We start from the raw sequence: 13,366 nt of genomic DNA on the forward strand, positions 1-13,366 counted from the left end.
CTAAAATTGAATGCAACTCACGATTTCGGCACAGAATTTATGCGTATCAATGCATCGTTGATATTGAAGCCGGAATATTTGTGACATCGGCCCATTAATATCTATGGCACAGGCCTGTGCGCTTCACTGCTTCAGCGGCACCACATCCACGGCCTGCACCGCCCGCTGGCCGCCGTAGCTCTTGAGTACGCCGATCACCGGCGCCACATCGCTGTAGTCGCGGCCGTAGGCGACGACGATATGGTCGGTGCTGGCGGGGATGTTGTTGGTCGGGTCGAGTTCTACCCAGCCCAGCGTCTTGCCGCACCAGACGCGGACCCAGGCATGCATGGCATCGGCGCCTTCGAGGCGTTCCTTGCCGGGTGGCGGGATGGTGCGCAGGAAGCCCGAGACATAACCGGCGGGGATGCCGAGGCTGCGCAGCGCCAGGATCATCACGTGAGAAAAATCCTGGCAGACGCCACGTTTGAGCTCAAAGGCGTCGAGCGGCGTCGAGTCCACCGAGGTCGCCTCGGTGTCATAGGTGAAATCCTTGTTGATACGGGCGCAGACGGCCGTGGCGATCTGCAGCACGGTGCGTGAGGCATCGGCGCTTTCGCGGGCGTAATCCGAAATCGCCTTGGTCTCGCTGAGGCGCGGGCTGTCGCCCAGAAAATGGTGCGGCGATTCCGGGTCGAGCGACCAGATGGCTGCGACTTCTCCGGGTAAGCCCGCCAGCATCGGCGAGAAGTCGGCGGCGATCGAATGGCTCTCCACCTGGACGCGCGCCTGCATGCGGATATCCAGCGTTTCGTGTGGCGAGCGCAGCAGGAAGGATGTGGAGGGATGGCGGAAGAAATCGGTGAAATGCGACTGCTCGTCGGGTGACGGCGAGATGGTGATCGAGCCGGCGATCAGCCGCTGGCGGTCGGGCAGCGACAGCGGCATCAGCCGCATGATATGGCGGGCGCCGGAGGCCGGGCTGTCGTAGATGTAACCCATATGGAGCGAGAGGTCGTAGAGCACGGCGTCACCCCAGATAGGTCTGTGCGAGCAGATCGGAGAGCGCTTCGAGTTCGCGCTCCAGCTTCTTGTAGACCTCGACGCTCATCGTCTCCGGCGTCATCACGGCGAGGCCGGAATGAAGGCGCATCGCCTCGCGGTAGAAGGGCGACATCTGGCCGTTGATGAAGGCGTTCGGCAGCTGCTCCACCTCGCGATGGATCTCGTTCATCTGGAACAGGATCGAGCGCGGGTTGAGCGGATCGAGCGCCAGCAGGTCGGTCACCGTCAGCCGGGCGGTGTTGACGTTGTAGCGGCGACGATGGGTCATGACGCTGTCGCCGATCTCGAGCAGCATGTCGAGCGCGCCATCGGGTGCATCGGGGCCGGACATGTGGCTGAGCAGCCGGGTCAGGTGCAGGCCGCGCTCGATATAGCGGCCGAGCGACAGGAAGCGCCAGCCGGTGAAGCGGTACATGTTTTCGTGGACGAGACCGGCAAAGCCCGCGAGCTTGCGGAGCAGGATGGTCATCGCATGGCTGGCGTCGTCGCCGGCGGCCACTGTCATGCGGAAGCGGCGGGCGGTCTTGGCGAGATCGTTCAGCGCCAGCCAGCCATCGGGCGAGAAGCGGTCGCGGATATTGCTGGCGGAATAGACGGCGCTGTCGATATTGCGCAGCAGCGTTTCCGGCACCGGTTCCTCGGTGTCGATATCAAGCGCTGCCAGATATTCCGAGACGTCGGCAAGCAGCGGCTGGTTCGGGTCGGCGGCCTCGGCATAGCGGGCGTGCCAGGCGCGCAGGATGCGCAGCGCGCCTTCAGCCCGCTCGATGTAACGGCCGAGCCAGAAGAGATTGTCGGCGGCGCGGCTCGGCAGGCTGCCCGGCATGTTGCGGGTGAAGCTGCCTTCGGCCGGTAGAAGCGTATGGCGTTCGACTGGCTTGTCGCTGACGATCCAGACGTCGGCGGCGGCACCGCCGGATTGCATGGCGATCGCCTCGACATCGTCGCTGGCGCCGATACGGGCGAAACCACCGGGCATGATCTGCCAGCCGTTCGCGGTACGGGCTGCGAAGACGCGCAGCGACATCGGCCGCGGCGTGAGCTTGCCGTCGACCCAGGCGGGCGTGGTCGAGAGCGTCACGACTTCCTGGCCGACGAGCTTCGGGCCATCGCTGCCCAACCAGTCGGAAATCGAATCCTTCGCGGTCGCGCGCAGCGAGGAGCCGAGCACGGATTCGCCATTGTCGTCGAAGAACGGGGCGCGGGAGAAGGCGGGGCCGATCACCATCTTCTCGATATTGCCGGCGACATGTTCCTGTTCGCCCTTCTGGCCGCACCACCAGGTGGCGATCGAGGGCAGGCGCAGGTCTTCACCGAGCAGGCGGCGACAGATGGTCGGCATGAAGGCGAGCAGGGCGCGGGTTTCGAGAATGCCGGTGCCGAGGCCGTTGACGATGGTCACCGTTTCGGCTCGGAGCGCGTCAAGCAGGCCGGGCGTGCCGATATGCGAATTCTGGTTCAGCTCCAGCGGGTCGGCATAGGCGGAATCGAGGCGGCGCCAGAGCACGCCGATCGGCTTCAGGCCGGCAACGGTGCGCACCATGATGCGGCCGTTGACGACGGTCAGGTCCTCGCCCTCTAGCAGCATGAAGCCGAGATATCGGGCGATATAGGCGTGCTCGTAATAGGTCTCGTTGGCTGGGCCCGGGGTCAGAACCGCGATGCGGTCGTCGCCCGAATGCTTCATCGTCTGCAGCGTATCGCGGAAGGCGCCGAAGAAGGAGGCGAGGCGGTGCACCGGCGTTTCGGCATAGACATCCGAGAAGGCGCGGGTGGTGGCGACGCGGTTTTCCAGTGCGAAGCCGGCGCCTGAAGGAGCCTGCGTCCTGTCGGCGAGCACCCACCAGTTTCCGTCGGGGCCGCGGCCGATTTCGAAGGCGCAGAAATGCAGGTAGTGGCCGTTCGCCGGTTTGACGCCGACGAGCGGGCGCTGGAATTCCGGGTTGGAAGCGATCAGGCCGGGCGGCACGAAGCCTTCCTGGACGAGGGAATTGTTGCCGTAGATATCGGCGACGATCGCTTCCAGGAGATCGGCGCGCTGCACGAGACCGGCCGACAGCTGCTGCCATTCGCGCTCGTCGATCAGGACCGGGATGTGCGACAGCGGCCAGGAGCGCTCGCCGGTGCCTTTGTTGCCATAGGCGCGGTAGAAGACGCCGGCGTCGCGCAGATAGCGGTCGGCGCGGGCGAAGCGTTCGGCAAGCTCGGGCTTCGGTACGCGGCCGAAGGCGGAGAGGAAGCGCTGCCAGACCGGGCGGATGGCGCCGTTATTGTCGACCATCTCGTCGGCAACGCCGGGCAATGGCGAATAATCGAGGATCGCATCGTTGCCGCTGCGGTTCTCGATTGCCTTGCGCTCTGTTGCCGGTTTCTTGCCCATTAAAACCTAGCCTAAAGTCCTGCCGGGCGCCTGAGATCGAGCGTCAGCGGGAATTCCTGCGAACCTGTTTCGGCGCGCGGAATGAAGCCGCCTGCCGTATGTCCCCACGGTTCGAATCGCGCCAGCCGCCGGGCTTCCGCTTCGTTTCCGTTGACCGGGAAGGTGTCATAGTTGCGGCCGCCCGGATGGGCAACATGATAGATGCAGCCGCCGATCGAACGCTTCGACCATGTATCATAAATGTCAAAGGTGAGCGGCGTGTTGACCGGCAGGACGGGGTGCAGGCCCGACGAAGGCTGCCAAGCCTTGTAGCGCACGCCGGCGACGGAGACGCCTGATGTGCCGGTCGGCGTCAGCGGCACCGTCCGGCCATTGCAGGTGACGGTGTAGCGCGAGGCATTGTTGGTCTCCAGCCGCACCTGCAGGCGCTCGACGGAGCTGTCTACATAGCGAACCGTGCCGCCGATCGCGCCTTCCTCGCCCATCACATGCCAAGGCTCCAGCGCCTGCCGCAGTTCGAGCTTCGAGCCCTCGTATTCGACTTCACCGCAGAAGGGGAAGCGGAACTCCAGCTGCGCCTTGAACCATTCGGGGCTGAGGTCGAAGCCGTTTTCGCGGAGATCGTTGAGGACATCGAGGAAATCGGCCCAGACGAAATGCGGCAGCATGAACCGGTCATGCAGCGAGGTGCCCCAGCGCACGAACTTGCCATCGGCAGGATTGATCCAGAAGCGGGCGATCAGCGCGCGCACCAGGAGCTGCTGGGCGAGCGACATGCGGGCATTCGGCGGCATTTCGAAACCGCGGAACTCGACGAGGCCGAGGCGGCCGGTGGGGCCATCCGGAGAGAACAGCTTGTCGATGCAGATTTCGGCGCGGTGGGTGTTGCCGGTGACGTCGGTCAGGAGGTTGCGGAAGAGCCGATCGACGAGCCAGGGAAGCGGTGCAACGCCGCGGCCGGGCATCGGCACCTGCGCCATGGCGATTTCGAGTTCGTAGAGGCTGTCGTGGCGGGCTTCGTCGATGCGCGGCGCCTGGCTGGTCGGGCCGATGAACATGCCGGAGAACATGTAGGAGAGCGAGGGATGCCGCTGCCATTGCAGCACCAGGCTCTTCAAAAGATCCGGGCGGCGCAGGAACGGGCTGTCGCCCGGATTGGCGCCGCCGACGACGACATGGTTGCCGCCGCCGGTGCCGGTGTGGCGGCCGTCGATCATGAACTTGTCGGCGCCAAGGCGTGTCTCGCGGGCTTCCTCGTAGATGGTGGTGGTGATGTCGATGCAGTCCTGCCAGTTCGAGGCAGGGTGGATGTTGACCTCGATGACCCCCGGATCGGGCGCGACCCGGATCACGTTGATGCGCTCGTCCTGCGGCGGCGAGTAGCCTTCGATATGGACGGGAAGACCGAGATCGCGGGCGGCATGCTCTGCAGCGGCGATCAGTTCGAGATAGTCCTCGATGCGCTCGACCGGCGGCATGAAGATGCAAAGCCTTCCGTCGCGCGGCTCGACGGACATCGCCGTGCGCACCGAGCCGCCGATCTCGCCGATCGTCTGCTCGACACGGGTCTGGCCGCCTTCCTCTGCATGGCGCGAAGCTTCCAGCATGGCGCGGCCGGGCGGCGTCATCACCTTCGGCAGCGCTTCACGCGGGATCGAAGGGTCGGCGGTGTGGATATAGGGAAATTGCGCGGGCGAGATATAGGGCAGGGTGCCGAGCGGCAGGCGGTAGCCGACGGGGCTGTCGCCGGGCACGAGGAAGATCTTGCCGCGGCGCGTCTGCCACTTCTCGCTCATCCAGCGGCGGCCGGAGGCCTGGGCGTTCCAGGCCTGGACGGGGAGGATGTAGCCGGTCGGAACCGTCAGGCCGCGTTCGAAGACGCGGGCGATGCGGTTGCGCTCTTCGGGATCCTTGAGCTTCGAATTCGAGGGATCCACATTCTCCGGCAGATTGCCTTCCTTGACGATCCACTCGGCGGGATCCTCATAGGCGGGCAGCACCATGTCCGGCGAGATTGCCAGTTCGCGGGCGATGCCGGTCATCAGCCGTTCGGCATCAGCTGGTGTCACGCCGGTATCCTTGCCTTCGGCGGCAATCAGGTTCGGGTCCTGCCAGATCGGCATGCCGTCCTTGCGCCAATAGAGCGAGAAGGTCCAGCGCGGCAGGCTTTCGCCGGGGTACCATTTGCCCTGGCCGTAATGCAGGAAGCCGCCCGGCGCGAAGCGCTCGCGCAGCTTGCGGATCAGGCTGTCGGCCTTTTCGCGCTTGGTCGGGCCGACGGCGGCGGTGTTCCATTCGGCGGATTCGAAGTCGTCGATCGACACGAAGGTCGGTTCGCCGCCCATGGTGAGCCGGACGTCTTCAGCCTCCAGAATGCGGTCGATCTTTTCGCCGAGTTCGTTCAGTTCATCCCAGCTCTCGTCGGAGAACGGTTTGGTGATGCGCGGATGCTCGGCGACGCGGGTGACTTTCATGTCGAAGGCGAATTCGGTATTCGCCTCGCCGAAATAGCCGCCGGAGATCGGCGCGGCATTGCGGAAATGCGGGGTGGCGGCGAGCGGGATATGGCTTTCGCCGGTCAGCAGGCCGGAGGTCGGGTCGAGGCCGATCCAGCCGGCGCCCGGCAGATAGACTTCCGCCCAGGCATGCAGATCGGTGAAATCGACCTCTGTGCCGGAGGGGCCGTCAAGCGCCTTCAGATCGGGCGTCAGCTGGATCAGGTAACCGGAGACGAAGCGGGCGGCGAGGCCGAGATGGCGCAGAATCTGCACCAGCAGCCAGCTTGTATCGCGGCAGGAGCCCTTGGCAGTCTCCAGCGTCTGTTCCGGCGTCTGGACGCCGGCTTCCATGCGGATGACATAGCCGATCTGCTGCTGCAGCCGGGCATTGAGGCCGACGACCATATCGACGGTCGGCTGGCCCGGCGTGTAGTCGAGCGTTTCCAGAAGCGCCTTGAGCCGCGGGCCGGGCTCCTCGGGCTTCATGTAGATCGACAGGTCTTCGCGGATGGTCTCGGGATAATCGAAGGGCCATTTCGTCGCTTCCTCTTCGACGAAGAAGTCGAAGGGATTGTAGACGGTCATGTCGGCGACCAGATCGACCTCGATCTTGAATTCGGTCACCGGCTCGGGAAAGACGAAGCGGGCGAGATAGTTGCCGTAGGGATCCTGCTGCAGGTTCACGAAATGGTTCGACGGCGTCACTTTCAGCGAATGGCTGAGTACGCGGGTCTTCGAATGCGAGGCGGGTTTCAGGCGGATGACCTGCGGCCCGAGCCGGACCGGCTTGTCATAGGTATAGTGCGTCAGATGATAGATGCTGGCCTTGATCGACATATTTCGCCTTATCCGGCGCCGCATCGTTGCGCGGCTTAGCTGTTCCCAAAGCGATAGTGTGCAATGCAGCGAAAGAATGCAAGGCACAAAGGTTAACGGCTGGAAGGCTTTACGACAGTTTTGCGAAGGTGACCGAAGCCTTGAGGCCCTTTCCATCCGGACCATTGGCGAGCGTCAGGCTGGCATTGAAGAGATTGGCGATCTCCTCGACGATCGGCAGGCCGAGACCGGCGCCGGGCGCGCCCGAATCGTTGCCGCGCGAGAAGCGCTGGCGCACGGCTTCAAGCTTTTCCGGTGGAATGCCGGGGCCGTTATCCTCGACTTCGAGCGCCACCGTCTCGCCGTTGCGGCAAACGCGGACGGTCACCTCGGCGCCCTTTCCGGCATAGGCGATGGAGTTGCCGGTGAGATTGCGCAGGAGTTCGCCGATCAGCAGCGGCTCGGCGCGGATCATCGCGGCACCTTCGCCTTCGAAACCGAGATCGATCCCCGCCTCGGCGGCGGTCGGGATCAGCTCGCCGGTGATTTCCTGGGCGATCGGGGTGAGATCGATCGCCGTCGCCGTCAGCGCTTCCTTGGCGGTGGCGGCATCGATCTTCGCCATCAACAGCAGCTGGGCAAGGATGCGCTCGGCATGGGCGACCGCCTGGTCGCCTTTCAGGGCTGAACGGTGGGCTTCGTCCAAGGTCGCGGAGCGAGCGGAGAGCGCAAGCTGGGTGCGGATGATCGCCAGCGGGGTGCGCAGCTGGTGGCTGGCATTGCCGGTGAAATTGCGCAGCGCGTCGAGCGCCGATTGCAGGCGGACCATGAAGCTGTTGACCGTATCGACCAGCGGCTCGACCTCGGTCGGGACCGACTGGCGGATCGGGTGCAGGTCGTCGGGGCTGCGCTCGCCGATGGCGTCACGGAGCTTGTAGAGCGGGCGAAGCGCCACGGTGACCGAAATCCAGACGATAACCGCCGCACCCGCGATCATAAACAGCAGGCGCAGCGCCGAGCGCAGCAGGATGGCGCGGGCGAGCTGGCGGCGGGCGATGGTGGTCTCGGCAACGGTGACGGCGAATGGCACAGAGCGGATGCCCGTCGAGGCCGAACGCCGGAGCGTGGCGACACGGATCGGCTCGCCGCGGAAGATATCGTCGGCGAAGCCCGCGACTTCGCCGGATGTGTCGGCAAGCGTCGGCAGGTTCTGATAGCCGGTGATGAACTCGCCGGGCGGGCCGTCGACGCGGTAGAAGACGCGGTCCTGGGCGGCTGAGGTCAGCATTTCCAGCGCGACATAGGGAATGTCGACTTCAAGCGTTCCGTCTTCGGCAACGACGACACGCTCGGCGATGGCCAGCGCCGAGCCTGCGAGCACGCGGTCCGAGACGATGTTCGAAGTCTGGATCGCCTCGCGATAGGTATCGGCGAGCGCCAGCGTTCCGATGATGGCGGTCGAGATCAGCAGCCAGAACAGCAGCCTGCGGCGCAGCGAATAGGCAGCGCTCATGCGGCCTCGGTCAGTTTGTCGAGATAGTAGCCGATGCCGCGGGCCGTCTTGACCGTCAGGCCATAGGGCGCGAGCCGCTTGCGCAGGCGGCTGACATATTGCTCGATCGCATTGGCCGATATGTCGTCGTCGAAGGCTGTCAGCGACTGGATGATGGCCTCCTTGGCAACGACCTTGCCGGCGCGCATGAAGAGGATTTCGAGCAGGCCGAGTTCGCGGGCGGGGATATCGATCTGCACGCCGGCTGCCGAGAAGGTGCGGGAATTGAGATCGAAGGAAACCGGACCATACATGACGGTCGCCGAATGCAGCCCGGCCTGGCGGCGCAGGAGAACGCGCACGCGCGCTTCGAATTCGGCAATGTCGAAAGGCTTGATCAGGTAGTCGTCGGCGCCGAGATCGAGGCCGCGGACGCGCTCTTCCGGGGTGCCGCGGGCGGTCAGGATCAGAACGGCGGCCTTGCTTTGGCGGGCGCGCATGTTGCGCAGCACTTCCAGGCCGTCCATTTCCGGCAGGTTGAGATCGAGGATGACGAGATCGAAATTCTCGGCGGCGATGACGGCGTTGGCGGAGGCTCCGTCATGCACGACATCGACCGCATGCCCCGTACCGCGCAAGATCGCGGACAGGCCATCGGCAAGCGCGACATTGTCTTCGGTCAGCAGGATGCGCACGGATGTTTCCTTTTTTGGAAAGGAGATTACAGGGCGGGTGTGCCGCTGTCATCAGCCGTGCTGTCGGTGTTTTTGCTGATGCGGGGGTGAGCTGCCTCTTCCTGCTGCGCAATTTCGCGCAGCCTGATGAAGCGCGGGTGGGTACGGACGTTGTCCAGGTCGGAATCGTTGTCGAACCATTTGATATGGTAGATCGAGCTGCGCACCAGCAGCCTTTCCAGGAGCACCATCGCCTCGTCCACATCGCCGAGGACGGAATAGACGCAGGCTAGATTGTACTGCGCGACGATATCATCCGGGTCGATGGCGATGGCGCGCGCCGCCCAGTTGCGGGCCCGTCCGGCATCGCCGAGATGGGCGAGCGCCAGCGCGCCGCGATGCGCCGGCCCGGAATTTTCCGGGTTGAGGTTGAGGGCGCGTTCGGCGCGCAGCAGCCCGAGTTTCGCCCAGTTTTCGGTGTCGGCGGCGCGCCCGAGCGAGCGGTAGGCGCTCATCAGGTGGATTGGCGATACGTAGTCGTCGGTGCGGATATGGGCAGCGCGGGTGAAATAATGCACCGAATTCGCATAGTCGCCGCGCATGAAGAAGAAGCGACCGTAGTGGAAATTCGCTTCATAGAGGTTCGGGTCGAGGGCCAGCGCGCGCTCGAAGGATTCGATCGCCTGCTGCTCCTCGCCGTTCTGATGCAGCGCCAAGCCGTGCGAGGCATGGGCTTCAGCAAGATCAGGGTTGAGTTCCAGCGCCCGGGCGCTCGCCTTGAGAATCTGCTCGACGGAGACCTGATCCGGATCCCAGTCGCGGATGGCAGCGTCACAATCGGCAATACCGGCATAGGCGCGGCCATATTCGGGATCGAGCTCGACGGCCTTTTCGAACATGCGGCGGGCAAGGACGAGATAGGATTTCGTCCAGGTATGGGAGAGCTGCCGGCCGCGGAGGTAATAGGTATAGGCCTCGACATTGGCGGTCGGCTCTTCGGCGATCGCCTTGCGCTCCTCCGGCAGCAGCCGGATCTTTAGCTGGCCGACGATCGAATTGGCGATCTCGTCCTGGATGGCGAAGATGTCGGTCAGGTTCCGGTCATAGCGGTCGGCCCAGAGGTGGTCGCCATTGGTGGTGTCTATCAGGTGGCTGGAGATGCGCACGCGGGTGCCCGCCATGCGCACGCTGCCCTCCAGCACATAGCGGACGCCGAGTTCCTGGGCGACCTGCTTGATGCGCACCGAAGTCCCCTTGTAGGTGAAAACCGTGTGGCGCGGCACGACATGCAGGCTGGAGACCTTGGAGAGATCGGTGATGATGTCCTCGGTGATGCCGTCGGAGAAGTAGTCCTGCTCGGTATCGCCGCTCATATTGGTAAAGGGCAGGACGGCGATGAAGCAGGTGTTGCGCCGCTGGGTGGCGCTGCGGCTGCTGCCGGAACCCTTGGTGATGTCGATGGTATAGACCTGCACCGGCTGCTTGATGTTTTTCAGCGCATGCTCGCCCTGCAGCTCGAAGCCGACATTCAGCCGCGTACCGACCTGATCGCGCACCGAGCCGGACACGCAGATGCCGCCGGGCTGCGCGAGCTTTTCCAGCCGCGCCGCCACGTTGACGCCATCGCCGAACACGTCACCATCCTGGACGACGACGTCGCCAAGATTGATGCCGATGCGGAATTCGATGCGTTGTTCCTTCGGTACGCCCTCGTTGCGCGCCGCCATGTTTCGCTGGATTTCGACCGCGCAGGCAACGGCATTCACGACGCTCTGGAACTCGACAAACATTCCATCGCCTGTCAGCTTGAATGTCCGGCCCTTGTAGTCGGAGATCCTGACATCGATCAGTTCGCAGCGGTGACGGTTGAGAGCCTGGAGGGTGCCGGACTCGTCGATACCCATCAGGCGGCTATAACCCACGACGTCGGCAGCGAGTATTGCACTCAGCCGTCGTTCCAACATCCCCTCCATGAAAACGGTCTAATTTAGCTTAACTTCTTTTGAAGTTCTTGTCGCGGGGCGACTGCGATTTTGCCGCTTTGACTAGAGTATCGGCGCTTGCTCCCGTTTTGCACGCATGCAATCCTTGGGGCATGAGGAGACTTTTCATTCTTTTACTAATGCTCTGTCCGGGCTTTGCTTACGGCAACCAGACCTTCTACCCGGCAAAATCGGGCAAGGCGGATGCCAGGGTGCTGACGGTTTATTCATCGCTGGACGAGCCGCTTGCCAAGCCGATGATAACGGGGTTCCAGCATGCCAATCCCGATGTGGCGATCCGCTATGAGGATATGCTGACCGGGGAGATCTACGACCGGATCGTGCGGGAAACCGATGCCGGTAAGAAGACGGCGGATTTCGCCTTTTCATCGGCGATGGACCTGCAGGTGAAGCTGTCCAACGACGGTTACGCGCAGGTCAGCAACCTGCCGATGAGCGGGCGCTGGCCGAAATGGGCGAACTGGCGCAACACCGCCTATGCACTGACCTTCGAGCCCGCCGTCTTCGTCTATCATAAGCCGAGCTTCAAGCATGAGGCGGTGCCGTCGTCGCGTGCCGAATTCGTCGATTACCTCACGCGCAAGGGCAATGCCGTTTATGGCCGCATCGGCACCTATGACATCGAGCGGTCGGGCGTCGGCTTCCTGTTCATGGCGCGCGACCAGGAGCAGTTCGGCGATATCTGGTCGGTGATCGGCGCCATGGGTGCGGCGGGCGTCAAGCTTTACTCGACGAGCTCAGCGATCCTCGAGCGCGTTGCCGACGGGCGCTTCGTGCTTGGCTATAACATCCTCGGCTCCTATGCCGCTGACTGGGCGGCCCGGCATCCGGATGTCGGGATCGTGCTGCCGAAGGATTATACGGTCGTCATGTCACGCATCGGGCTGGTGCCGCAGGCAGCGGCCGACCCTGAGCTCGGGCGGCAATATCTCTCCTTCTTCATGTCGAAGGAGGGGCAGACGATCATGGCGCGCGAACTGCAGATCCCGGCCGTCAGCCCCGAGGTGGCGGGCGACAATACTGCCAATACCATGCAGGAGCTGCTCGGCGCGCAGCTGAAGCCGGTGCCGGTCAGTCCTGGTTTGATGGTCTATCTCGATCAGGTGAAACGGGCACGGCTGATAGCCCATTGGAACGAAGTGCTGCGCCGGCAGTAAGTCCGGCTCAGCGTCCCTTGAAGAAGGCGGCGGTCCGGCCCCTCAGCTCGTCATTCTGTTCGGCCGCGCTGTCATAGTCGAAATGGCCGGCATCGAGGATGAAAACCTCCTTCTCGCCCGGCAGAGCGTTGGCGACGGAAAACTGGCAGGGGGGTGCCACGGCAGGATCGAACCGGGCGGGTGCGACGAGCATCGGCACGCGGATGCGCGTTGCGGCCGTTGCGGCATCGAAGAAGCGCACGGTTTCCAGAACGCTGCCGTGCTTGCGCTGATATTGCTGCACGGAATCGGCGCTGCCGACGGTCGGTAGGCGCAGCCAGAGCGGCCGGTTTCCGAAGGTCGGCACAGTCAGGAAGCCGCGGTCGATACGCCGGTCGAAGGGGATCGCCAGGGCGCCCAGCCCGCCGCCGAAACTGACGCCGGAATAGCCGATTGCGCCATCGAGCCAAGGGTAGAGTGCGATCAGCGCCGAGACGCCAAGCCAGATATCCTCGACGCAGCCGCCGATGACATAGCTGTCGCGGCTCTCGATGCCATGCAGCACATGGCCGCTGGCCTCATTCGGGATCGGTGGATGGGCGCTTCGCGACATGCCGCGGGCGCAGAAGAACAGTACAGCGGTGTCTTCGACGGGCATGTCGAGATCCGGCTGATCGCGGCCGCCATAGCCATGACCGACGACGAGGCCGCGGCGCACCTGTCCGTGCTTCGGCAAAAGCAGCCATCCGCCGATCGTCACGCCGTCCGTCGAGGCGTAGGTGATATCCAGCACGTGCCAGCGGGCATGCCCGGTCTCGTTGCGCGAAACGGCAGGTTTCGGGTCGATGGTGAGTGCCCGGGAGTAGCGCTCTTCCCAGAAAGCATCGAAGCCATCGGGCGCTTCCGGCGGACGGATCGATTGCAGCGCCGACAGGGTGGCGCCGTAGGTGGGATCGAAGGGAAACGGATGTTGCTTCGGGATGCTCATGGCACATTCATTTCCCGAAAGTCTGATGTGCGCAAGCGGCTTTGATCCAGCTATTTTGAAGCTGGGTGAGAGCGGGAATTTATACTTACGCATATTCTCAAGTGATAATATTTATGCGGATCCCGCAAAAGAAAATTTTACTCTGAAAGTAAGAAAAACTTACTTCGGCCGAGTGTCGCCGAAAATGCCGCTTTTTTACATCTGATTTTACAAGTTCTTTGTTTTTATTACTATTTTTTCTGTGTCGCATTTAGCGAAAATTAATCGAAAACCGGTGGTTATTCTCGATATGAAACGGCTTGCGCGGGGCCGTCAGAATGTCCGTGCGGGCGGCA

8 protein-coding genes are annotated in these 13,366 nt (G+C 63.4%); 1 reads left to right on the forward strand and 7 read right to left on the reverse strand.

Annotated elements, in window-relative coordinates; all coding sequences use genetic code 11:
* Positions 1–123: 123 nt before the first annotated feature.
* The 6 genes from F2982_RS12495 to F2982_RS12520 form a co-directional block, all read right to left on the reverse strand.
* The gene (locus F2982_RS12495; RefSeq protein WP_246777436.1) at positions 124–1,005 is read right to left on the reverse strand and encodes a transglutaminase family protein; all 882 of its coding nucleotides are present in this window, start codon (positions 1,003–1,005) and stop codon (positions 124–126) included.
* A 4-nt stretch (positions 1,006–1,009) separates the two neighbouring features.
* On the reverse strand, positions 1,010–3,424 hold the full coding sequence (locus F2982_RS12500) for a circularly permuted type 2 ATP-grasp protein (protein WP_203428014.1): 2,415 nt from the start codon (positions 3,422–3,424) through the stop codon (positions 1,010–1,012).
* Positions 3,425–3,435: 11 nt separating this feature from the next.
* Positions 3,436–6,759: a transglutaminase family protein gene (locus tag F2982_RS12505; RefSeq protein ID WP_203428015.1), complete on the reverse strand. Its 3,324-nt coding sequence runs from the start codon at positions 6,757–6,759 to the stop codon at positions 3,436–3,438.
* A gap of 109 nt (positions 6,760–6,868) precedes the next feature.
* Positions 6,869–8,251 carry a sensor histidine kinase gene (locus tag F2982_RS12510; RefSeq protein ID WP_203428016.1) on the reverse strand — a complete coding sequence of 461 codons (1,383 nt, stop codon included), beginning with the start codon at positions 8,249–8,251 and terminating at the stop codon, positions 6,869–6,871.
* Complete coding sequence (locus F2982_RS12515) at positions 8,248–8,925, reverse strand: response regulator transcription factor (RefSeq protein ID WP_199628985.1); 678 nt, start codon at positions 8,923–8,925, stop codon at positions 8,248–8,250. The genes F2982_RS12510 and F2982_RS12515 overlap by 4 nt, the downstream gene beginning before the upstream one ends.
* 26 nt (positions 8,926–8,951) lie before the next feature.
* Positions 8,952–10,865, reverse strand: a complete 1,914-nt coding sequence (locus F2982_RS12520) for an adenylate/guanylate cyclase domain-containing protein (protein ID WP_112719840.1) — start codon at positions 10,863–10,865, stop codon at positions 8,952–8,954.
* 134 nt (positions 10,866–10,999) lie between these two features.
* Here F2982_RS12520 and F2982_RS12525 point away from each other — a divergent pair, with 134 nt between their 5' ends.
* Positions 11,000–12,064 carry an ABC transporter substrate-binding protein gene (locus F2982_RS12525; protein ID WP_112719704.1) on the forward strand — a complete coding sequence of 355 codons (1,065 nt, stop codon included), beginning with the start codon at positions 11,000–11,002 and terminating at the stop codon, positions 12,062–12,064.
* Positions 12,065–12,071: 7 nt separating this feature from the next.
* On the opposite strand, the gene F2982_RS12530 is transcribed toward F2982_RS12525, so the two are convergent.
* A complete protein-coding gene (locus tag F2982_RS12530) occupies positions 12,072–13,031 on the reverse strand; it encodes an acetylxylan esterase (RefSeq protein ID WP_203428017.1) in 960 nt (319 codons plus the stop codon).
* Positions 13,032–13,366 lie beyond the last annotated feature (335 nt).

The organism is Rhizobium sp. BG4 (genome assembly GCF_016864575.1).
GTDB lineage: Bacteria > Pseudomonadota > Alphaproteobacteria > Rhizobiales > Rhizobiaceae > Rhizobium.